General features: G+C 60.1%; 20 protein-coding genes. 9 read left to right on the forward strand and 11 right to left on the reverse strand.

Going from position 1 to position 21,555, the window contains the following annotated elements:
• Positions 1-5: 5 nt before the first annotated feature.
• Entirely contained in the window at positions 6-548 is a 543-nt protein-coding gene (gene orn / locus AC3WTM_RS15630; protein ID WP_008035288.1) for an oligoribonuclease, read from the reverse strand.
• A 107-nt stretch (positions 549-655) separates the two neighbouring features.
• Here orn and rsgA point away from each other — a divergent pair, with 107 nt between their 5' ends.
• The 5 genes from rsgA (at position 656) to AC3WTM_RS15655 (ending at position 4,560) form a co-directional block, all read left to right on the forward strand.
• The gene (gene rsgA / locus AC3WTM_RS15635) at positions 656-1,687 is read left to right on the forward strand and encodes a small ribosomal subunit biogenesis GTPase RsgA (RefSeq protein ID WP_102669280.1); all 1,032 of its coding nucleotides are present in this window, start codon (positions 656-658) and stop codon (positions 1,685-1,687) included.
• Between the two features lie 199 nt (positions 1,688-1,886).
• Positions 1,887-2,294 (forward strand): TIR domain-containing protein, encoded by a 408-nt coding sequence (locus tag AC3WTM_RS15640; RefSeq protein ID WP_102669281.1) that lies wholly within the window; start codon positions 1,887-1,889, stop codon positions 2,292-2,294.
• Between the two features lie 2 nt (positions 2,295-2,296).
• Entirely contained in the window at positions 2,297-3,256 is a 960-nt protein-coding gene (locus AC3WTM_RS15645; RefSeq protein WP_102669282.1) for a caspase family protein, read from the forward strand.
• Positions 3,256-3,747 carry a toll/interleukin-1 receptor domain-containing protein gene (locus AC3WTM_RS15650; protein WP_102669283.1) on the forward strand — a complete coding sequence of 164 codons (492 nt, stop codon included), beginning with the start codon at positions 3,256-3,258 and terminating at the stop codon, positions 3,745-3,747. Before AC3WTM_RS15645 ends, AC3WTM_RS15650 begins: the two co-directional genes overlap by 1 nt.
• A gap of 375 nt (positions 3,748-4,122) precedes the next feature.
• Complete coding sequence (locus AC3WTM_RS15655) at positions 4,123-4,560, forward strand: hypothetical protein (protein WP_102669284.1); 438 nt, start codon at positions 4,123-4,125, stop codon at positions 4,558-4,560.
• Between the two features lie 111 nt (positions 4,561-4,671).
• On the opposite strand, the gene motB is transcribed toward AC3WTM_RS15655, so the two are convergent.
• Together motB and motA are read right to left on the reverse strand one after the other, a co-directional pair.
• Positions 4,672-5,712, reverse strand: coding sequence for a flagellar motor protein MotB (gene motB, locus AC3WTM_RS15660; RefSeq protein WP_102669285.1), 1,041 nt, complete (start codon positions 5,710-5,712; stop codon positions 4,672-4,674).
• Between the two features lie 3 nt (positions 5,713-5,715).
• Entirely contained in the window at positions 5,716-6,567 is an 852-nt protein-coding gene (gene motA / locus AC3WTM_RS15665) for a flagellar motor stator protein MotA (RefSeq protein ID WP_102669286.1), read from the reverse strand.
• A gap of 167 nt (positions 6,568-6,734) precedes the next feature.
• On the opposite strand from motA, the gene AC3WTM_RS15670 reads away from it, so the two are divergent.
• The 3 genes from AC3WTM_RS15670 to asd are packed head-to-tail and all read left to right on the forward strand — an operon-like array spanning position 6,735 to position 10,009.
• Positions 6,735-8,273: an HDOD domain-containing protein gene (locus tag AC3WTM_RS15670; protein WP_102669287.1), complete on the forward strand. Its 1,539-nt coding sequence runs from the start codon at positions 6,735-6,737 to the stop codon at positions 8,271-8,273.
• A 41-nt stretch (positions 8,274-8,314) separates the two neighbouring features.
• The gene (rhdA, locus tag AC3WTM_RS15675) at positions 8,315-9,130 is read left to right on the forward strand and encodes a thiosulfate sulfurtransferase (protein WP_102669288.1); all 816 of its coding nucleotides are present in this window, start codon (positions 8,315-8,317) and stop codon (positions 9,128-9,130) included.
• Between the two features lie 18 nt (positions 9,131-9,148).
• On the forward strand, positions 9,149-10,009 hold the full coding sequence (gene asd / locus AC3WTM_RS15680; protein ID WP_102669289.1) for an archaetidylserine decarboxylase: 861 nt from the start codon (positions 9,149-9,151) through the stop codon (positions 10,007-10,009).
• A 128-nt stretch (positions 10,010-10,137) separates the two neighbouring features.
• Here asd and serB read toward each other — a convergent pair whose 3' ends face one another.
• On the reverse strand, positions 10,138-11,352 hold the full coding sequence (gene serB, locus AC3WTM_RS15685) for a phosphoserine phosphatase SerB (protein WP_102669290.1): 1,215 nt from the start codon (positions 11,350-11,352) through the stop codon (positions 10,138-10,140).
• A gap of 135 nt (positions 11,353-11,487) precedes the next feature.
• Between serB and AC3WTM_RS15690 the strand changes: the two genes are divergently transcribed.
• The gene (locus tag AC3WTM_RS15690) at positions 11,488-13,005 is read left to right on the forward strand and encodes an AhpA/YtjB family protein (protein WP_102669291.1); all 1,518 of its coding nucleotides are present in this window, start codon (positions 11,488-11,490) and stop codon (positions 13,003-13,005) included.
• Between the two features lie 252 nt (positions 13,006-13,257).
• On the opposite strand, the gene AC3WTM_RS15695 is transcribed toward AC3WTM_RS15690, so the two are convergent.
• The 7 genes from AC3WTM_RS15695 to cpdA form a co-directional block, all read right to left on the reverse strand.
• Complete coding sequence (locus AC3WTM_RS15695; protein ID WP_102669292.1) at positions 13,258-13,971, reverse strand: PqiC family protein; 714 nt, start codon at positions 13,969-13,971, stop codon at positions 13,258-13,260.
• Between the two features lie 177 nt (positions 13,972-14,148).
• Entirely contained in the window at positions 14,149-16,416 is a 2,268-nt protein-coding gene (gene parC, locus AC3WTM_RS15700; protein ID WP_057396215.1) for a DNA topoisomerase IV subunit A, read from the reverse strand.
• Between the two features lie 7 nt (positions 16,417-16,423).
• A complete protein-coding gene (locus AC3WTM_RS15705) occupies positions 16,424-16,948 on the reverse strand; it encodes a retropepsin-like aspartic protease family protein (protein ID WP_102669293.1) in 525 nt (174 codons plus the stop codon).
• Positions 16,945-17,934, reverse strand: a complete 990-nt coding sequence (locus tag AC3WTM_RS15710) for an esterase-like activity of phytase family protein (protein WP_102669294.1) — start codon at positions 17,932-17,934, stop codon at positions 16,945-16,947. The genes AC3WTM_RS15705 and AC3WTM_RS15710 overlap by 4 nt, the downstream gene beginning before the upstream one ends.
• Positions 17,934-19,838: a DNA topoisomerase IV subunit B gene (parE, locus tag AC3WTM_RS15715; RefSeq protein WP_007996550.1), complete on the reverse strand. Its 1,905-nt coding sequence runs from the start codon at positions 19,836-19,838 to the stop codon at positions 17,934-17,936. The genes AC3WTM_RS15710 and parE overlap by 1 nt, the downstream gene beginning before the upstream one ends.
• 50 nt (positions 19,839-19,888) lie before the next feature.
• A complete protein-coding gene (locus AC3WTM_RS15720; protein ID WP_102669295.1) occupies positions 19,889-20,497 on the reverse strand; it encodes a YqiA/YcfP family alpha/beta fold hydrolase in 609 nt (202 codons plus the stop codon).
• Positions 20,498-20,643: 146 nt separating this feature from the next.
• Positions 20,644-21,459: a 3',5'-cyclic-AMP phosphodiesterase gene (cpdA, locus tag AC3WTM_RS15725; RefSeq protein WP_102669296.1), complete on the reverse strand. Its 816-nt coding sequence runs from the start codon at positions 21,457-21,459 to the stop codon at positions 20,644-20,646.
• Positions 21,460-21,555 lie beyond the last annotated feature (96 nt).

A 21,555-nucleotide genomic window follows, 5' to 3' on the forward strand; every position in this document is an offset into this window, starting at 1 on the left:
TTGTATCAGAACTTGATGAAATGCTTGCGGTAGTGCTGCAACTCAGCGATCGATTCGCGGATGTCGTCCAGGGCCAAGTGCGTGCTGCCCTTCTTGAAGCTGTCACGCACATCCGGTGCCCAACGCGCGGCCAGCTCTTTGAGGGTCGACACGTCGAGGTTGCGGTAGTGGAAGAAGCTTTCCAGGGATTTCATGTGGGTATAAAGGAAGCGACGGTCCTGGCAGATGCTGTTGCCGCAGATCGGCGACTTGCCCTTCGGCACCCACTTCTCCAGGAAGGCGATGGTTTCGGCTTCGGCTTCGGCCATGCTGATGCGGCTGTCGCGAACCCGCTGGGTCAGCCCGGAACCGCCATGCTGACGAGTATTCCACTCGTCCATACCGGCAAGGATTTCGTCGCTGTGGTGAATGGCGATCACCGGGCCTTCGGCCAGGGTGTTCAGGTCACTGTCGGTGACGATGGTGGCCATTTCGATGATGACGTCGGTGTCCGGGTTCAGACCGGTCATTTCCAGGTCGATCCAGATCAGGTTCTGTGGGTTTTGCATGTGTCGGCTCCTAGGCAATGCTGCGCAGTTTAGCCTAGGCCGGTGGCCGGGCGTGCTAAACTCGCGGCCGTTTTACCTAATCGCTGCATTCTTGATACGGAACACCCATGGCCAAACGCCAACTCAATCGTCGTCAAAACTGGCGCATCGAAAAGATTCAGGGCGAACGCGCTGCCCGCGCCGCCAAACGCGAGTCCTCGGCCGTCGAGGCACTTGAGGGCGGCGATCTGGGCCCGGAACAGCACGGCCTGGTGATCGCGCACTTCGGCGTGCAGGTCGAAGTCGAGGCCCGCGACGGCGAACTGGCCGGCCAGGTATTCCGTTGCCACCTGCGCGCCAACCTGCCGGCGCTGGTGACCGGTGATCAGGTGGTCTGGCGTGCCGGCAACCAGGGTATCGGCGTGATCGTGGCGCAACTGCCGCGCAACACCGAGCTGTGTCGCCCGGACAGCCGTGGTCAGCTCAAACCGGTTGCGGCCAACGTCGACATGATCGTCATCGTGTTTGCACCACTGCCCGAGCCCCATGCCAACCTGATCGACCGCTACCTGGTGGCGGCCGAGCATGCAGGCATCAAGCCACTGTTGCTGCTAAACAAATTCGACCTGATCGACGAAAACAACGCTCCCGCGCTGAATGCCTTGCTCGCCGTATACCGTACCCTCGGCTATCCGGTGCTGGAAGTGTCGGCGCACCACGGCAACGGCATGGAGCAATTGCAGGCGCAACTGGACGGGCGCATCAGTGTGTTCGTCGGCCAGTCCGGTGTCGGCAAGTCCTCGCTGGTCAACAGCCTGCTGCCGGAAGTCGAAACCCGCGTCGGCCCGTTGTCCGAACTGTCCGGCCAGGGCACCCACACCACCACTACCGCGCGGTTGTTCCACTTCCCCGGTGGCGGTGAGTTGATCGACTCCCCGGGTATCCGCGAATTCGGCCTGGGCCACGTCAGCCGTGCCGACGTCGAAGCCGGCTTCATCGAGTTCAACGACCTGCTTGGCACCTGCCGTTTCCGTGATTGCAAGCATGACCGCGAACCCGGTTGCGCCCTGCTTAAGGCCCTTGAAGACGGCCGCGTGCAGCAACAGCGGATGAACAGCTACCGTTCTATCATCGCCAGTCTGCCGGAAAACGGCTACTAAACAGACGTGTCGACCACCCTGCCTTCAGCGGGGTGGCCGGCGGCTGGATCTTCCCCCCGCTTAAACATCAGGCCTTTCTGTAAGACCTGCACACGCTCGCTTGTAGGGCATTTCTCTTTCCGCACCGCCTCCTTGTAGCCGCCCTGTATTCGCCTAAGTTCTAGCCCTCTTCGCACTCCAGCGACTCCGAGGGACACCTATGCAAACCTACCACCTGTTCATCAGCCACTCGTGGAACTACTCCGACGCCCACGACAATCTCGTGCGCCTGCTCAACGCCAAGCCTGGTTTCACGTACAAGAATTTCTCGGCTCCACCGGACAACCCGATTGTCGGCGCGAAAACCGACAAACAACTTGAGGAGGCCATCGAAAACAAGATTCGCCCGTGTTCGGCGGTATTGATCATGGCCGGGATGTACTCCACCTACAGCAAGTGGATCAACAAGGAAATCGAAATCGCCAAGCGCATGGGCAAGGTGATCATTGCGATCAAGCCGTTCGGTGCCGAGCGCATTTCCACGGTGGTACGTGACGCGGCACATGCCGAATGTGCGTGGAACACCAACAGCATCATCAGCGCGATTCGCCAGCATACGGCGGTGTAACCATGCGCAAGGGACTGTTTATCGGCATCAACGACTACACCCACGTGTCGCGCCTGAGCGGTTGCAGCAATGACGCCATGGCCATGGCCTCCGTCCTGAAAACCGACGCCAATGGCGATCCGAACTTCAAGAACATCGTGCTGACTTCCGCCGAGGACTTCCTGAGCAGGGCAAAACTCGAAGACCAGATCCGCGAGCTGTTTTCCGGTGACTGCAATGTCGCGCTACTGTACTTCGCCGGTCACGGCAGCTTCGACACCGACACCGACGAAGGCATGTTGATCCCGCAGGATTACAAGAGCGCCAAGGACGGGATTCGCCTCAGCGACATCCTCAACTGGGCGAGCAAGGCCACCAAGATCAAAAACAAAGTGATCATTCTCGATTGTTGCCAGAGCGGCTCGGCCGGCGAACTGCGCGCCTTGCGCAGCGAAGGCAGCGTGGTCGGCGAAGGCATGACCATTCTGACCGCCTGTAAAAAGGAAGAACCGGCGATGGAGGGCATGCAGCACGGCGTGTTTACCGGATTGCTGCTCCAGGCCCTGCACGGCGGAGCCGCGAACATCCTGGGCAAAATCACCCCCGGCAGCCTCTATTCGTTTGTCGACAATGCCCTTGACGCCTGGGAACAGCGTCCGGTGTTCAAGACCAACGTCTCGCAGTTCATTTCCCTGCGCGAAGTGTCACCGCTGATCCCCAAAGAAATCCTGCGCAAACTCCCCGAATGGTTTGCCGAAGCCGAGTCGGTGTACCCCCTCGCCCCCAGCTTTGAGCCCACCGAGCCCGAGTTCAACCCGGAACAGGGCGAGGTCTTCGCCCAGTTGCAAAAGTGCAACCGCCACAGCCTGGTCGAACCGGTGGACGCCGAACACATGTACTACGCCGCCATCCACTCCACCGGCTGCCGCCTCACCGCCCTCGGCGCCTATTACCGCGAACTCGCGATCAAGGGACATTTCTGATGCCAGTGTTTATCAGCTACCGCCACATGGACCGCGCCCACGCGATCAACATCAACACGCGCCTGATGCAGGCCAACATCAAGACCTACCTCGACGTACTGGATGCCGAATCCCAGACCACCGACGACATCACCGGAGTGATCACCCGCAATATCAGCGAATGCACACACCTGCTGGCGGTAGTGTCGGAGAAAACCGCACTGTCCTGGTGGGTGCCGTTCGAAATCGGCGAGGCGACCATCACCAACCGACGCATCTGCTCGTTCAAGACCGGCCCGACAGAGCTGCCGCTGTACCTCGACAAATGGCCGAAGCTGACCAGCGACCGGGACATCGAGTTCTTTATTGATGCTTATCGCAACGAGTCGATGCTCAAGCGCTCGATGTCACTGGATTCTGTGACCGGTAGCGAGTCGGTGCGTAGCGTTAACAGGACTAACGCTGATCGATTCCACACGGATCTCAAGTCCAGGATTATTCGCGGCTTCTGAGTTGCCCACCTAAAAAACCATATCGCCAGATATGGTTTTTTTGCACTGCAAAACGATCCTTCACCTTTTATTTACTTGAGTCATTAAACTGTCGCAACATCGAAGCCTTTTATTCAGTCAAAGAAAATCACTTAGAGCCAATGAGCAAACTAAAGCTATTGCTTATTATCCTTAGCTCTAAAAACCTGTCAGATATGACAGTAGATCAAAGCAAAAAAAACACTGACCATGTTGCCTGAGGCTGAGCACTTGAAAAGTTCGGATGGAGCGATAACTCCCGACAATTCACCGCGCTTTTTTCTCTGAGGTTTTACGAGCAGAGGTTGACTGATCACAGCCAGCCTGGCTGACACCTTCAACACCGAGAACCTATATATGAATATTAAAAAACCAGCTCAGAAGCACGATAAACAACCAATGAACGGGAAGGTAGCTGCAGTGATGCGACTGGCAAACGCAGAACGCACATTCGAGTCATATTTTTTGTATGGTGATAGTAATCCGGAGCATCGTTACATTAACGCTTCATCCCAAAATAGCGACTACATTGTGTTTACAATCCCGGCAACCTGGGGATTAGGCCCCCATGATTTAAAGTCTCACCCGAAAGTTATCAAATTTGAGCCCAGCTTAGGCTTTCCGAACGATCCAGAGTCGTGGTATGCCCAACGAGGGGAAGTATTCATTACTGACATTAGCGATAAGAATTTTGAAGGCAGGTTTACTTGTTATGGAAACCCCATTGATGGTGAGGATAAGCCGGCATTAATAGGAGGAACTTTCAAGATTGACTTCACGCCACCTAATAAATAACTTCGATTCTTTACAGAGTCCGCACTCATCACGCAGTGAACGCTGCTCAAAAAATGCCCGTATCGCAAGATACGGGCATTCTCCTTTTACGTTACATTCAGCGCTCGGAAATCACGGCTTCACGGCCGGAGCACCGGGGTCACCCGTTTTCGGCGCTGGATCATCGAACAAGTTCAACCGTTCACGAAGCTCGTGCGCCGGCAGCGGTTCCTTGTCCGCCGGCAACGCGTTCGGGTCGACCGGTGCAGCCGGTGCGGCTCTCGGCGCAGCCGAACCTTGCGGTGCATCAGGAGCAGGCTCAGCACCTTGCGAACCTTCGATCGCACGCTGGGCTTTCTTGGTCAGCACCACGATGTCGATACGGCGGTTCACCGGGTTGAACGGATGTTCGCGATCGAACAGGGCCGACGAGGCATAACCGACCACGCGCGCCACCTGCGCATCCGGATAGCTGCCCGCCACCAGCGCACGACGCGCGGCGTTGGCACGGTTGGCCGACAGTTCCCAGTTACCGAAATCACCGGTGCCCGTGTATGGCTTGGCATCGGTGTGGCCACTGATACTGATCTTGTTCGGCACCGCCTTGATGGTGTCGGCCATGGCCAGCAGGATGTCTTCGAAATACGGTTTCAAACGCGCTGAACCTGAATCGAACATCGGGCGGTTTTCCGCGTCCATGATCTGGATTCGCAGGCCGTCCGCCGTGATTTCGAACAGGATCTGATCCTTGAACTTCTGCATCTGCGGGTTTTCTTCGACCTTGTTCTGCAGTTCTTGCAGCAACAGCTCGAGGCGCTCTTTTTCGACCTGCTCGGCCATGCCTTCGACCTGATCGGTATCGATGGTGACCTTGTCCGGCTGCGGCTGAGACTTCACCTCGGGGTTGAGAGTGTTTTCCGGCGCCAGGGTCGGCGTGCCGCCCAGATCGATGATGTAGGGCGTGCCACTTTCGGAAAAGCCGATCGGGTCCTTGAAGTAACCGGCGATGGCAATTTTCTGTTCCGGCGTGGCGGTGGAAAGCAGCCACAACACCAGGAAGAACGCCATCATCGCCGTGGCGAAGTCGGCGAAGGCGATTTTCCACGCGCCCCCGTGATGCCCACCGGCGATGCGCTTGACGCGCTTGATGATTATCGGCTGATTATTTTCCATAACTTAACGACCGCGAACCGCTTGTTCCAGCTCGGCGAAGCTTGGACGATGCGCCGGATACAGGACCTTGCGCCCGAACTCCACGGCCAGCGATGGCGGCATGCCGGAAGCCGAAGCCACCAGCGAGGCCTTGATGGCTTCGTAGACGTTCAGTTCTTCCTTGGCATCATGGGCCAGGGAATGGGCCAGCGGGCCGAAGAAGCCGTAGGCGGCGAGAATACCGAAGAAGGTACCCACCAGTGCCGCACCTACGTGCAGGCCGATGGACTTCTGATCGCCCTCACCCAGCGAAGCCATGGTCACCACGATACCCAGTACCGCCGCGACGATACCGAAACCGGGCATGGCGTCGGCGATGCCGTTGACCGCGTGGGATGGGTGCTCGAGGTCTTCCTTGAGGCTGAACAGTTCCATGTCGAACAGGCCTTCCAGTTCGTGGGGAGCCATATTGCCGGAAGACATGATGCGCAGGTAATCGCAGATGAACGCGGTCATGCGCTCGTCCTTGAGTACCGACGGGTACTTCGCGAAGATCGGACTCGCAGCGGCATCTTCGATGTCGCCTTCGATGGCCATCATGCCTTCGCGGCGGCTCTTGTTGAGGATCTCGTAGATCAGGCCCAGCACTTCAAGGTAGAAGGCGTGGTTGAAACGTGAACTGAACATGCTCAGAGACTTCTTGAGCACGTGCATCGTCATGTAGCCGGGGTTGGCCTGCAAGAAGGCGCCGAGGGCCGCACCGCCAATGATCATGACCTCGAAAGGTTGTATCAGGGCGGCGATCTTGCCGTGGGAAAGCACGTATCCGCCGAGCACGCTCGCGAATACGACGATGATGCCGATAATTTTAGCCATAGGTTAGGAGAGCACTTACTGAGTCGGGTTCAAGGTCATATTCGGAAGTTAAAAAATCTCTTCTTCTACTTATCGGCAAAACTGCGCCAGACTATAGCCCGTTCAGGCGAAAAGCTAATTTGACCCCATCCGGGCACAGGTAATGTTGACGATGATCGCCTCCCACCATGGTTAACGAAACGAACGTTCCAACACCAAAACCAACGACCCTCGAAGGCTGGGTCAAGCTGCTCGATGGCGTACGTCTTCCCATCCCGCAAGCCAGCCATGACCGTGTCTGCAAGGCCATCCGCGACAATCGCAGCTCGCTGCGCGATATCGCCGACCTCATGCAAGGCAGCCCGGCCCTGGCCTTGAGCGTGATTCGCGAAGCCAACCGGCACACCCATGGCAGCATGACCGAGCCTGCGGAAAACCTTGAAATTGCAATCAATCGCCTCGGCCTGAAGCGCACCGAAGAGCTGCTCGCACGCTTGCCCGCCGCCCCCCAGTCCGACATCCCCAAAGCCTTGCGTCAGCTGCAGATGATCAGCCAGCACGCAACGCAACAGGCCAACGGTTTTTTTGCCAGTCGCCTGGCGCGCCTTTGGCAGGATATCCACTGGGGCAGCCTGCTGTTTCTTTCGCCGCTGTGGCCGCTGGCGCTGACCCATCCAGAACTGCTCGAAGACTGGGAGCTGCGAGTCATCCATAAAGGCGAGTCGGCACGCAAAGTCGAGCAGCAACTGTTTGGCGTACGCCTGCTGGAAATCGGCCAGGCGCTGGTGGAGGTCTGGCGCTTGCCGATCTGGGTGCAGCAAGGCTATCGATTGCTGCTCACAGAGCAGCGGGAACTGGTGAAAGTCCTGCGCATCGCCCGTGACAGCGACCATCCACTGCGCCAGCAGAATCGCCTCGATGACGATCCGACCCTGCGCCGCTGGCTCAATCAACCGGCCAATACAGTGCTGCTGGCCAATGGGCTGGCGCTGTCGGCGCAACACGCCTGGGACAGCCCCCATAGTGAGCGCTGGCAGTACCTGACCAGCCTTTACCTGCAAATGCCGATGGACGAAGTGCAGCAGCAATTGCACCAGCAAGCCGCCAACAGCGCACGCCAACACGCCATGCCCGACCTCTGGCACCCCGCCGAGTCGCTGATCTGGCCGTGGGGCATGAACCGTGTCCACGCAGGCTTGCTGCCGGCAGCGGCACCTACCGCCGAAGACCTGGCGAAGTGGCGCAAGCAATGTACCGAGTTGCTGGTCGAGCCGAGCCGTTTCACCAACGCCATGCACCTGACCATCGCCGCCCGTGACGCCCTCGTGGCCTGCGGCATGCGCCGGGTGATGATCCTGATGGCCGATCGCACCCACGCCAACCTGCGCGTGCACCAGACGGCCGGCCTGCCGAAAGAGGCGGCCGGGCTGAACTTCGTGGTCAGCCAGAGCAACGTGTTGCAACGCCTGCTTGCGCAACAGGCCCAGGTCCGCCTGACACCGGCCAACAATGCGCAATTCTCGGCCCTGCTGCCCAACAGCCTGCGCTCGCAGTTCAGCGGCGAACACCTGCTGCTGCGCTCGCTGGTCAACAATGGCCGGGTGATCATGATCGTCGTGGCGGATCAGGGCGGTGGGCCGCTTTCAGAAATTTCCGTACAGGCCTTCGGCAAAACCGCACAATGCATCGAAAAAGCCCTGCACAGCTTTAGCAGCCGAGGCCAATAAGCTGCGCTACAATCCTCCCTTTTGTGCTCTGGAGACCTCACATGTCTGACTTCTCTGGCTTGCCGCTGGTGATCGAGCCGAGCGACTTGCTCCCTCGCCTCGACGCCCGCGAACTGATTCTGGTGGACTTGACCAGTGCCGCCCGCTACGCCGAAGGGCACATTCCCGGCGCGCGCTTTGTCGATCCTAAACGCACGCAACTGGGTCAGGCGCCCGCTCCTGGACTGATGCCCCCGCAGGCAGCACTCGAAGCGTTGTTTGGTGAGCTGGGACACAATCCCGATGCGGTCTACGTAGTGTATGACGACGAAGGCGGCGGTTGGGCCGGACGCTTCATCTGGCTGCTGGATGTCATCGGCCACAGCAAGTACCACTATATTGACGGTGGCCTGACAGCCTGGCTGGCAGCAGGCTTGCCCATGTCGATCCAGGTCCCGCCGCACGTGGGCGGTCCGGTTGCGTTGACCCTGCACGATGAACCCACCGCCACCCGCGAATACCTGCAAAGCCGTCTCGGTGCCGCCGACCTGGCAATCTGGGATGCGCGCGGGCCGCTGGAGTACTCGGGCGAGAAAGTCCTGGCAGCCAAGGGCGGACACATTCCCGGCGCGGTCAATTTCGAATGGACCGCCGGTATGGATCAGGCGCGCCAGCTGCGCATCCGCACCGACATGCAGCAGATCCTCGATCAACTCGGGATCAACAAAGACAAAGAAGTGATTACCCACTGCCAGACCCATCACAGGTCCGGCTTCACCTATCTGGTGGCCAAGGCTCTCGGTTATCCGCGGGTCAAAGGCTACGCCGGCTCCTGGGGCGAATGGGGCAACCACCCCGATACGCCCGTAGAGATTTAAGTTTTTCAAGGACAGTTAATGAACAAGCGTCTGTTTATCGTCAGCCAGTACCTGCTGCCCCACAACCTGCTCTCGCGACTGGCCGGCTGCATCGCCGAATGCCGCGTGCGTTGGTTCAAGAATGCCTTTACCGCCTGGTTCGCCAAGCGTTATCAGGTGGACATGTCCCAGGCGCTGGTCGAAGACCTGACCGCCTACGAGCACTTCAATGCGTTCTTCACCCGCGCACTGAAAGACGGTGCCCGTCCGCTGGACGAGACCCCGGGCGCGATCCTCAGTCCTGCCGACGGCGCGATCAGCCAGCTCGGCCCGATCGAGCACGGCCGCGTGTTCCAGGCCAAGGGCCACAGCTTCAGCGTGCTGGAACTGTTGGGTGGCGATGCGGCAAACGCTGCGCCGTTCATGGGTGGCGAATTCGCGACCATCTACCTGTCGCCGAAGGACTACCACCGCGTGCACATGCCACTGGCCGGCACCCTGCGCGAGATGGTCTACATTCCGGGCCGCCTGTTCTCGGTCAACCAGACCACTGCTGAAAACGTTCCGGAATTGTTTGCCCGCAACGAACGCGTGGCGTGCATTTTCGACACCGAACGCGGCCCGATGGCCGTGGTGCTGGTGGGTGCGATGATTGTGGCGTCGATTGAAACCGTGTGGGCCGGTCTGGTGACACCGCCGAAGCGCGAGCTGAAAACCTTCCGTTACGACGAAGCAGCACGCGCGCCGATCCACCTGGAAAAAGGTGCGGAACTGGGTCGCTTCAAATTGGGTTCGACCGCTGTCGTGCTGTTCGGGCCGGATCAGGTGAAGTGGGCTGAAGAAATGACCGCTGGTACAGCGGTGCAGATGGGTCAGGGCATGGGCGCACCGAAGGCCTGATCAACGCACATACCTGTAGAAGCGAGCCTGCTCGCGATGAACCATAGAGCGACGCGGGCATTCAGAAAGCCCGCGTCTTCGTTGACCACCATCGCGAGCAAGCTCGCTCCTACAGTAGTTTTGCAGTGTTACAGCTGGCCGTCGCGATCGCGGAAACCCAGCAGATACAGCACACCATCCAGCCCCAGGGTGGAAATCGCCTGCTTGGCCGACTGTTTCACCAGCGGCTTGGCACGGAATGCCACGCCCAATCCGGCAATCGCCAGCATCGGCAGATCGTTGGCGCCATCGCCGACGGCAATGGTCTGCTCCAGGCGCAAGCCTTCCTTGTGTGCCAATTCTTTCAACAAGTCTGCCTTGCGCTGTGCATCGACAATCGGCTCGACCGCCACGCCGGTGACTTTGCCGTCGACCACTTCAAGTTCGTTGGCGAACACGTAGTCGATACCCAGCTTGGCCTGCAATTGCTTGGCGAAGTAGGTGAAGCCGCCCGACAGAATCGCGGTCTTGTAGCCCAGGCGCTTGAGTTCGGCGAACAGGGTTTCGGCGCCTTCGGTCAGGCGCAGCGAGGCACCGATGGAGTCCAGTACATTGACGTCCAGACCTTTGAGCAAGGCCAGGCGCTCCTTGAAGCTGGCACGGAAATCCAGCTCACCGGCCATTGCCCGCTCGGTGATTTCCGACACTTTGTCGCCGACGCCGGCTGCCTTGGCCAGCTCATCGATCACTTCGGCTTCGATCAGCGTTGAATCCATGTCGAACACCGCCAGGCGACGGTTGCGACGGAACAGCGAATCTTCCTGGAAGGCGATGTCGACGTTCAGTTCTTGGGCGACGCTGAGGAATTCGGCACGCAGCGCCTGCGGATCAGCCGCCTCGCCACGCACGGAAAACTCGATGCAACCCTTGCCCTTGTCGGCCGGGGTGTCCAGCGGCATGCGCCCGGACAGGCGATCGATGTGGTCGATGTTCAGGCCATATTTGGCGGTGATCGAACTCACGGCCTGCAACTGTTCGGCTGTCACTTTGCGGGTCAACAGGGTCACAATGTGGCGCTTTTTGCCCTGATTGCCGACCCACTGCTGGTAATCCTGTTCGGACACCGGCGTGAAACGCACTTGTTGATCGAGCTCATAGCCCCTGAACAAGATGTCCTTGAGCACGGACTTGCCTTGCTCGGTGTCGGGAATTTCAACCAGGATGCCGAACGACAAAGTGTCGTGGATCACCGCCTGACCGATGTCGAGAATGTTCACACCACCCTGGGCCAGAACGCCGGTAATGGCCGCAGTCAGACCCGGACGGTCGACTCCCGTGATGTTTATCAGGACGATTTCGCGCAAGGCGCACCCCCGCAAGTGGAAAAAAACCGCATTCTACCCACTTTCAGTGACCATCGGGCACCGTGAGCGCTTTGACGGTCTAGGGCCTGTCGCTATACTGCGCGTCAACTTCACGGACAAAAGAGCCGAGCTCAAGTGAACCGGCCCACGCCAGTAAAAACCGACAACTTCTTCCTGCTGATCTTCCGGGCACTGCGCCACCGCCGTGTACCGATTGCATTGCGCATCGCCAGCCATAACGTGATCCTGGTCGCCCTGGCTCTGGTCATCTATGCCGGTGTGATGGGCCTGCAGTTCAAGCAGGCCATGCACGAGCAGGCGGATGCGCTGGGCGAAAGCCTGACCACGCAGACGGCCACCTCGGCCACCGAGCTGTTGGTGTCCAACGACATCCTCAGCCTCAACGTGCTGCTCAACAACCTGACCAAGAACAAGCTGGTGGCCCACGCCGCCATCTACAGCCCGGACAACCGCATCCTCGCCGAATCCGGCCAGCGTCCCAAGCATGGCCTGCTGGGCGAAGCCGAGGGCATGTACCAAAGCAAGATCACCTTCCAGGACGTGACTGCCGGGCAATTGCGCATCAGCCTGGACATGGACCAGTTCCAGCAGCCGATGACCATCAGCCTGCAAAGCATGGGCATTCTGAGTGCAATCCTGCTGGCCCTGTCCTTGGCCCTGAGCCTGCGCATGGGGCGTTATCTCTCCACGCCGCTGCTGCAATTGCGGGTGTGGCTGCGCAATATCGATGAATACACCCCGGCCACCGACCGCCAGGACGAAATTGGCGACCTGGCGCGCCAGCTGCACGCCAACTTCGCCCCGGAACCGGCCCCTGTGCCAGAACCGGAACCGGAGTTCGACGACATGGATGACGAGGCCGACCCGGCCTTCGAAGTCCGTAACCTGCGTGATCCGAGTTTCGACGAGAGCCGCCCGGTAGCGGCGCTCAAACCAGCGCCACGACAGATCGTCAGCACCGTTGAAGACGACGATGACGAAGACCCGTTCGCCGATCTGCGCGACGAGTCGCTGGACAGCCCCCCACAACCGGTGATTCGCAAAGCCACGCCGAGCGTGCCACAGCACAGCGCGGTACTGGCGGTGCAGCTGGGCTCCCAGGAGCAACTGCGACGCCTGCCGCGGGCGCGTCTTGAAGAACTGCTCGAGCGCTATCGCGATTGCCTCGACCAGGCAGCTTCCCTGTATCAGGGCGAAGTAGAGACCTTGAACGATGGCAGCACGCTGATGCTGTTCCACACCGAAGACAGCGGCGACGATTACCTGACCAACGCCATTTGCTGTGGCGAGCTGCTGCGGGCCCTGGGCCACCAGTTGCAGATCGAAGTCGCGGACAGTGGCATCACCCTGCAATTGCAGCTGGGCCTGACCCTGGGCGACGAGTTGTTCGGCCTGAGCCAGATCGACTTGCTGCTGACCGACCCTGCCCAGGACGCCCTGGCCCTGTCGCAACACAGCCGCAACCTGCTGCTGGTGGAGCGCAAGATCAGTGACGACACGTTGATCCGTCAACGTGCACGAATCCGCCCAATCGCCAGCCCTGAGGGCGCGTGCTGCGTAGAGCGGTTGATGGAGCCGTATCCGTCGATGCTTGAACGGCAACTGGCGCGGATGCATGAGCGTCGCGCTTAAGCCTTAACCTCGATATGAAGAAGCCCGCAGATGAGTGATCGTCTGCGGGCTTTTTTGTTGCCTGTTCTGGCCTCTTCGCGAGCAAGCCCGCTCCCACACTTCATCCGGGTTAGCCCAAAGGTGTGCTCACTGAAGATCCCCTGTGGGAGCGAGCTTGCTCGCGAAGAGGCCAGAACAGGCGCTAGATATCTCCAACCTGTAAAAACAACAAAGCCCGCATCAATGCGGGCTTTGTATGGATTCAGTCCACACTTAGAAGCGGAACACTTCCATATCCGTACGAATAGGCGCGGCCATCGGGATCTTCGGCTGCTTTTCCTGCTCTACCGCAGGTGCTGCCGCCTTGGCTGCCGGCTTGCGTGGGGCTTCGGCGATCGGCGGCTGATTGGCCAAGGGCTTGAGCGCCACCGACAGTTGTTCGGCCAGGCGTTGCAACAACACACCCTGTGCCTGGACCTGCGCCGCCGTGGTACCGGCATGCTGTTCCTGCAAATGGATGATGCGGTTGTCGCGGACCTGCCCGCGACGGTCGATCAGGCGCCATTGCGCGTCGAGGATCGCCGGTTGTTTTTCACCCGAATCCAGGCGCGTGATGGTCAGCAGCACCTGAACGTCGGGGGTGAAGCCCAATGTCGCCGGGGCCAGCACTACGCGCTGACTGTCCAGGCGACCCGCGACCTGGCGCAGCAGCAGCTGATCGATATCCGACGAAAGGCTGCCAGCCCAACGACCGTCGGTCGAGGCTTGCAAACTGCCATCGGGCTGACGCTGCAACAGGGTTTCGCGTTGCAGATAGTCGGCCACGGTGACCGGCCCCAACAATACCGCCATGCCCGCGTTCTGTGCGGGCTGAACCGGACTTCCCGCGTCCAGTTGATACAACGACACCGGCTGGTGAACGCTGCAACCCGCCAGGCCAAGAACGCCGGCGAGCAAAAGAATAAAAGGAAGGCGCAGAGCAGTCATCGTCCCATCCAGGTGGTCGCTAAAAGGCTGACCACAGTGAAAATACTCAATAAATATGAAGAACGCGCGGCAATGCCGGCGCTTGAAAGGCCATATCATCCGTGAATATGCGTTCCGACTCCAGCGTAAAGCGCCGAACTACGGGTTAATTCATAGTTCGGCGCTTCCAGGGGGCACCTAATTGAGGTTTTCGACAAGCAGCGCATCGACCCTCTGGAAGCCACGCGGCAATTTGTTGCCCCGACGGCCACGCTCACCCTTGTAGTGTTCGAGGTCGTCCGCTTTCAGTGACAAGGTACGTTTCCCGGCCTGCAACACAAGTGTTGCACCGTCCGGCAATACGGCGATGTCCGTCACATACTCTTCGCGACTGGCCACTCGCTCACCGGGAATCCCGATGATCTTGTTACCTTTGCCTTTACCTAATTGTGGCAGGTCGCTGATTTTGAAGATCAGCAGGCGACCTTCGGTCGTCACCGACGCCAGCCAGTTCTGCTCACGATCGGCCACAGGACGCGGCAGCATGACCTTGGCGTTGTTCGGCAGGCTCAACAGGGCCTTGCCCGCCTTGTTCTTGGCCTGCAGGTCTTCACCCTTGACCACGAAGCCGTAGCCGGCGTCGGAGGCGATCACGTACAGCGCATCGTCTTCCGGCATCAGCACGCACTCGAAACTCGCCCCTGGTGGCGGCGTCAGGCGACCGGTCAGCGGTTCGCCCTGGCCACGGGCCGACGGCAAGGTGTGGGCGGCCACCGAATAACTGCGGCCCGTGGAGTCGATAAACACGGCAAACTGGTTGGAGCGCCCGGCTGCCAGTGCCTTGAAGCCGTCCCCGGCCTTGTAGGAAAGCCCGGTGGCGTCAATTTCGTGGCCTTTGGCGGAGCGAATCCAGCCTTTTTCCGACAGCACCACCGTCACTTTCTCGTTCGGCAGCAGGTCGTGCTCGGTCAGGGCCTTGGCTTCGGCGCGCTCGACAATAGGCGACCGGCGGTCATCACCGTAGGTTTCAGCGTCCTTGATCAGTTCGCTGCGCACCAGTTTCTTCAGCTTGGCTTCGCTGCTCAGCAGGGCTTGCAGCTTGGCTTGCTCCTTGAGCAGTTCATCCTGCTCGGCACGCAGCTTCATCTCTTCCAGTCGCGCCAACTGACGCAGACGGGTGTCGAGGATGTAGTCGGCCTGGATTTCGCTCAGGGCGAAGCGTTCGATCAGCCTGGCCCGTGGCTGCTCCTCGGTGCGGATGATGTGGATCACTTCATCCAGGTTGAGGTAGGCGATCAACAAACCGTCCAAGAGATGCAGGCGACGCTCGACCTTGTCGAGGCGGAATTGCAGGCGACGACGCACGGTCTGCACCCGGAACTCCAGCCATTCGACCAGCAGCGCCCGCAGGTTTTTCAGCTGCGGCTTGCCATCCAGGCCGATGATGTTGATGTTGACCCGGTAGCTCGACTCCAGCTCGGTGCTGGCGAACAGGTGCTGCATCAGCGCATCGTGGTCGAAGTTTTTCCGTGCGCCCGGAATGATCACGATCCGGCACGGGTTTTCGTGGTCGGATTCGTCACGCAGGTCGGCAATTTGCGGCGCTTTGGACGGCTTGGCCTGCATCATCGCGGCGATCTGCTCCAGCACCTTGGCGCCCGAGACCTGATGCGGCAGCGCGGTGACGATGATGTCGCCGTCTTCGATGTGATACACGGCGCGCATGCGCACAGAACCGCGCCCGGTTTCGTAGATTTTCAGCAGGTCGGCGCGCGGGGTGATGATTTCCGCTTCGGTCGGGTAGTCCGGGCCCTGGATGTGTTCACAGAGCTGTTCGACCGTGGCCTTGGGTTCATCGAGCAAACGCACGCATGCCGTGGCGACTTCCCGCAGGTTGTGCGGCGGCACGTCGGTGGCCATGCCCACGGCGATGCCGGTGGTGCCGTTGAGCAGGATGTTCGGCAGGCGGGCCGGCAACACCAGTGGCTCATCCAGCGTACCGTCGAAGTTCGGGCCCCAATCCGCCGTGCCCTGGCCCAGTTCGCTGAGCAGCACTTCGGAATAACGCGACAGCCGTGCTTCGGTGTAACGCATGGCGGCGAAGGACTTGGGATCATCCGGCGCACCCCAGTTGCCCTGACCGTCGACCAACGTATAGCGATAGCTGAACGGCTGGGCCATCAGCACCATGGCTTCGTAGCAGGCCGAGTCGCCGTGGGGGTGGAATTTACCGAGCACGTCACCGACGGTACGTGCCGATTTCTTGTGCTTGGAATCAGCGTCCAGCCCCAGCTCGCTCATGGCGTAGACGATACGCCGCTGTACCGGTTTCAGACCGTCGCCGATATGCGGCAGGGCACGGTCCATGATCACGTACATGGAGTAGTTGAGGTAGGCATTTTCGGTGAAGTCAGCCAGTGATCGGCGTTCTACACCGTCCAGGCTGAGATCAAGGGAGTCGCTCATGCGGGCCTCATCGGTTCGTTGTCTGGCGCAGCAGCATGGTGCCACCGCGCTGGGTAAATTCAAGTTTGTTCAGTGCGCTCATGCCGAGCAACACTTGATCGCCATGCAGCCCCGGGGCCACCAGTGCGCGTACATCCCGCAGCACGATGTCGCCCAGCTGCAGGCGCTCGATACGGGTGCGATAGCCCTGGCTCAGGCCATTGGCCGTGCTCAGGGTCACGCCGAATCCTTCTTCCAGCTTCAAACGCTTGGCCAGGTCCGCCGGAATCGACACATCGGTCGCCCCGGTATCGAGCATGAAGTCCACCGGTTGGCCGTTGATCTGACCGCTGGCGACGAAATGCCCCTGCGCATTGCTCACCAGTTTCACCTCAATGAAACCCTCGCCCTGCTCCGAACTGACCACCACGTTCGGATTTTGCTGACGCGCTTCCCACTGGCCGAAAAAACGCGTGGCCAGAAACAACGCGGCACACCAGGCCAGTACCATAAACACCCGGCCGATGCGCTGCCCCGGGCTTCGTTGTCTCATGACTTGGCACTCCAGCCACCTTCCGGTGCAGCAAAACGCCAGACCACCGGACGGACTTCGCCATCGGCGCGAGCACCGTTGTTATTGTCGATACCGATCCAGACACCGTGAGCGTCCACTACCAGCGCTTCCGCGAGGCCATAATCCTGTGGATAACGCCGATTCTCCTGCAATGCCTCTTCGGCAAACGACCAGCAACGCTCGACTTTGGCGGTCAGCGCATCTCGGCGGCAGACCTCGAACGATTTGCGCTCCAGGGTAAACAGCTTGCCGTTGAACAATGACAGATCGGCAAAATCCCGAGGCATCGCTCTGGCGTTGGGAAACTGTGCGGGTTGCATTTCTTTCCCGGCTTCACTCAGCAGCACGCATCCACCCTCGCAGTCCCACACCGATTGCTTGCGCTTGATCAGCAGCAAACCGCGGCTCTCGCGCTCGGCAGCCAACCACAACTGGTCACCTTCAGGATTGATCGCAAGGCCTTCGAACAGTGCATTGAAACGTAACAACATGCCGCTGGCCCGGGCTTCACGCACCATGAGCGGCGGAATCTTCAGCCAGGAAGTCGGCCCGGTTGGCGGTATTTGCAGTACCGCTGCATGGGATTCGCTGACCACGTAACGATTGCCGGCGCTGTCACAGGTGATGCCTTCGAAATCCAGATTGCCGCCACGCACGAACGAAGCGGCCCAGGTCCGCGAACGCAATCCCCAAGGCAACCCGCTGTCAGGTACTACAGGTACGCCGATGCCCACGGCCTCTGCGCGCCAGACGTTGGCCCGGGTATCGAGACGATAGATCTGATCATCGTCACGATCGGAGACCGTCCACAGCTCCTTGCCGCACTGGGCCAACCCGGACAGGTTGCCGCCGCGCATGCCATCGACGGCATGCTCGGACAGTAGACGCAGTTGCGGTGTCGGTTCGCCAGACACCGTCATTGAGGTCAGCAGCAACGCACACGCCAGGGCAAAGCCCAAGCGCATCAGCCCAGCACCTCGGCCAGGTTGCCCTTGGACTCCAGCCAGGTCTTGCGGTCACCGGCACGCTTCTTCGCCAGCAACATGTCCATCATCTCCGAGGTAGCCTCGAAATCTTCCAGGGTCAACTGCACCAGACGCCGGGTGTTCGGGTCCATGGTGGTCTCGCGCAACTGCGGCGGGTTCATTTCGCCCAGCCCCTTGAATCGGGTGACCTGCGGCTTGCCGCGCTTCTTCTCGGCCACCAGGCGATCGAGAATCCCGTCGCGCTCGGCTTCATCGAGGGCGTAGTAGATCTCTTTGCCCAGGTCGATGCGGTACAACGGCGGCATCGCGACGTAGACGTGACCGGCATCGACCAACGGGCGGAAATGCTGGACGAACAAGGCGCACAGCAAGGTCGCGATGTGCAGACCGTCGGAGTCGGCGTCGGCGAGGATGCAGATCTTGCCGTAGCGCAGCTGGCTCATGTCCGCCGCGCCCGGATCGACACCGATGGCCACGGCAATGTTGTGCACTTCCTGGCTGGCCAGCACTTCGCTGCCGTCGACTTCCCAGGTATTGAGGATCTTGCCGCGCAGCGGCAGGATCGCCTGGAACTCCTTGTCCCGCGCCTGCTTGGCCGAACCGCCGGCGGAATCACCTTCGACCAGGAACAGCTCGGAACGCATCGGGTCCTGTCCGGCACAGTCGGCCAGCTTGCCCGGCAGCGCCGGGCCTTGGGTAATGCGTTTGCGCTCGACCTTCTTGCTGGCCTTGAGGCGACGGCCGGCGTTGTTGATCGCCAGTTCCGCCAGCAGCATGCCGGTTTCCGGGTTGGCATTGAGCCACAGGCTGAACGCATCCTTGACCACACCGGAGACGAACGCCGCCGCTTCACGGGACGACAGCCGCTCCTTGGTCTGCCCGGAGAATTGCGGTTCCTGCATCTTCATCGACAGAACGAAGGCGATGCGTTCCCAGACGTCTTCCGGTGCCAGCTTCACACCACGCGGCAGCAGGCTGCGGAATTCGCAGAACTCGCGCATGGCGTCGAGCAGGCCCTGACGCAGACCGTTGACATGGGTACCGCCTTGGGCCGTCGGGATCAGGTTGACGTAGCTTTCCTGCACCGCATCGCCACCTTCCGGCAACCACAGCAGCGCCCAATCCACCGCTTCCTTGTTACCGGCCAGGCTGCCGCAGAACGGCTCATCCGGCAGGCGCTCGAATTCGCTGACCGCATCCACCAGATAGGAACGCAGGCCGTCTTCGTAATGCCATTCGACTTTCTCGCCGGTGGCCTTGTCTTCAAAACTGACCAGCAAGCCCGGGCACAGAACAGCCTTGGCCTTGAGCACGTGCTTGAGACGGCTGATGGAGAATTTTGGTGAGTCGAAGTATTTCGGGTCCGGCGCAAAGAACACGCTGGTCCCGGTATTGCGCTTGCCGACAGTACCGACAACTTCAAGCTCGGTGGCCTTGTAGCCATCCTTGAAGGTCATTTGGTATTCGTTGCCGTCACGTTTTACACGCACCCGCACTTCGGTGGACAAGGCGTTGACCACGGAAATACCCACCCCGTGCAGGCCGCCGGAGAACTGGTAGTTCTTGTTGGAAAACTTGCCACCGGCATGCAGCTTGGTGAGGATCAACTCGACGCCCGAAACACCTTCCTCGGGGTGAATGTCCACCGGCATGCCTCGGCCGTCATCGCTGACCTCCAGGGAATGGTCGGCATGCAGGATCACCTGCACCGATGTGGCATGCCCGGCCAAGGCTTCATCGACACTGTTGTCGATGACTTCCTGGGCAAGGTGGTTCGGCCGACTGGTGTCGGTGTACATGCCGGGGCGTTTGCGCACCGGGTCGAGGCCCGAGAGGACTTCGATGGCGTCTGCGTTATAAGAGCTAGCGCTGGGAGTGGCCATGGGGTCTCATCGTCAGTGTTCGGTGAAAAAAGAATTCATGGGGCTATCGCTCACAGTGCGGTGAAATCGATTGCCTGATACAAATCGGCGCCAATGCCGGCAAAACTCAACATGGCCGGCAATTGCCCGGCAAAACCCTGGAAACTGTGGTCGCCGCCGGCCTGGATACGCAAGGCGCATGCCCGGTAATACTGCTGGGCGAGGCGATAGTCCAGCGTTTCGTCAGCCGTCTGCAACCATACCTGATAACGCTGTGGATCCTGGGGCGCCGGCACTTCCAGCTCGGCCAGGGCCACCACGTGGTCGTGGGTCATTTCCCAGGTCTCTTCGGTATACAGGTTTTTCTGCGGCCCCAGATAGCCGTCGAACATCCGATGCGGGCTGACGGCAGGGTTGATCAACAGGGCTTTCAAGCCATGGCGCTCGGCCAAGTGAGTGGCATAGTAGCCGCCGAGCGAGCTGCCGACCAGCAGTGGCCGCCCCAGCTCGGCAATCGCCTGCTCCAGCTGCTCGATAGCCTGGCGTGGGTGATGGTGCAATGCCGGAACGCGCAAGTGTTCGCTCAGGCCCAGACGCTCCATCACCTCGACCAACTGACAGGCCTTCTTCGACAACGGCGAGCTGTTGAAGCCGTGGATATAAAGGATCGAACCGGACATTTGAGCTCCCTGTGCGTCGGCTAAAGAGGCGGAGTTTACTGTAGGAGCGCGTTTGCTCGCGATGGGCGTCGACGATAACGGTGCAAACCTGGCGCCCCGCGGCGTTCTCAGGTTAATCGCGAGCGAGCTCGCTCCTACAGGGGGGGTCAGTAGCCGTTGGAACCGTAATCCACAGTGAAATCAAACCCGGTGACCCGCTCGACACCCGTTTCCAACCGCCCATCGGGCAGCAACCGCAGCCAGCGATACCCGGGGGCCTGTTCCCCGACCTTAAAATCCTCACTGCCGGGCTCGAACTGGATGCAGGTCGAGGGCGAGGCGATCAAACGTACGCCGTTGCGCATCCGGTCGATTTCCTGGTGCACATGCCCCCACAGCACCGCACGTACCTGCTCGAAGCGATCCAGCACGGCGAACAGCGCCTCGGGATTGCGCAAGCCGATCGGTTCCATCCATGCACAACCGATGGACACCGGGTGATGGTGGAAGCACACCAGATGATGACGTTCCGGCGCTTCGCTCAATGAGCGGACGAGCAACTGCAACTGTTCATCCTGCAAATAACCCGGCACCGAGCCTGGCACCGCCGAATCGAGCAACGTGACCCGCCAGTTGCCGATATCCACCACCGGTTCGAGCAAAGCGCTCTGCACCGCCGCCTCGGCCATGATCTGCGGCTCATCGTGATTACCGGGAATCCAGCGCGCCGGCGCATCGAGCTGACGCGTCATGTCGCGAAATTGTTTGTAGGACTCCAGCGTCCCGTCCTGGGACAGGTCCCCAGTGGCCAGGATCAAGTCAATCCGCGGCTGTTGCGCGCGCACCAGTTCGATGACCTTTTGCAGGCTGTCGCGGGTGTTCATGCCCAGCAACACACCGTCCGCTTCGGCAAACAGGTGACTGTCGGAGAGTTGCACCAGCAACGCTGGATCGGCGGTGGTCAATGTGGATACGCTCGGCAAGGCGTTCTCCCAGGGCGTGATCACGGGGATGGGTAAGTGCCGCAATTATGCTGGGGGATGACCGAAAGGGGAAACTGTTGAACCTGACACGGTTCA

The sequence above is a fragment of the Pseudomonas sp. EU05-FHT14B02 genome, from assembly GCF_058791055.1.

Bases quoted from the DNA above. Each gene is read 5' to 3' on its own strand.
- orn (WP_008035288.1), bottom strand. From the start codon at position 548: ATGCAAAACCCACAGAACCTGATCTGGATCGACCTGGAAATGACCGGT.
- rsgA (WP_102669280.1), top strand. From the start codon at position 656: ATGGCCAAACGCCAACTCAATCGTCGTCAAAACTGGCGCATCGAAAAG.
- AC3WTM_RS15640 (WP_102669281.1), top strand. From the start codon at position 1,887: ATGCAAACCTACCACCTGTTCATCAGCCACTCGTGGAACTACTCCGAC.
- AC3WTM_RS15645 (WP_102669282.1), top strand. From the start codon at position 2,297: ATGCGCAAGGGACTGTTTATCGGCATCAACGACTACACCCACGTGTCG.
- AC3WTM_RS15650 (WP_102669283.1), top strand. From the start codon at position 3,256: ATGCCAGTGTTTATCAGCTACCGCCACATGGACCGCGCCCACGCGATC.
- AC3WTM_RS15655 (WP_102669284.1), top strand. From the start codon at position 4,123: ATGAATATTAAAAAACCAGCTCAGAAGCACGATAAACAACCAATGAAC.
- motB (WP_102669285.1), bottom strand. From the start codon at position 5,712: ATGGAAAATAATCAGCCGATAATCATCAAGCGCGTCAAGCGCATCGCC.
- motA (WP_102669286.1), bottom strand. From the start codon at position 6,567: ATGGCTAAAATTATCGGCATCATCGTCGTATTCGCGAGCGTGCTCGGC.
- AC3WTM_RS15670 (WP_102669287.1), top strand. From the start codon at position 6,735: ATGGTTAACGAAACGAACGTTCCAACACCAAAACCAACGACCCTCGAA.
- rhdA (WP_102669288.1), top strand. From the start codon at position 8,315: ATGTCTGACTTCTCTGGCTTGCCGCTGGTGATCGAGCCGAGCGACTTG.
- asd (WP_102669289.1), top strand. From the start codon at position 9,149: ATGAACAAGCGTCTGTTTATCGTCAGCCAGTACCTGCTGCCCCACAAC.
- AC3WTM_RS15695 (WP_102669292.1), bottom strand. From the start codon at position 13,971: ATGACTGCTCTGCGCCTTCCTTTTATTCTTTTGCTCGCCGGCGTTCTT.
- parC (WP_057396215.1), bottom strand. From the start codon at position 16,416: ATGAGCGACTCCCTTGATCTCAGCCTGGACGGTGTAGAACGCCGATCA.
- AC3WTM_RS15705 (WP_102669293.1), bottom strand. From the start codon at position 16,948: ATGAGACAACGAAGCCCGGGGCAGCGCATCGGCCGGGTGTTTATGGTA.
- AC3WTM_RS15710 (WP_102669294.1), bottom strand. From the start codon at position 17,934: ATGCGCTTGGGCTTTGCCCTGGCGTGTGCGTTGCTGCTGACCTCAATG.
- parE (WP_007996550.1), bottom strand. From the start codon at position 19,838: ATGGCCACTCCCAGCGCTAGCTCTTATAACGCAGACGCCATCGAAGTC.
- AC3WTM_RS15720 (WP_102669295.1), bottom strand. From the start codon at position 20,497: ATGTCCGGTTCGATCCTTTATATCCACGGCTTCAACAGCTCGCCGTTG.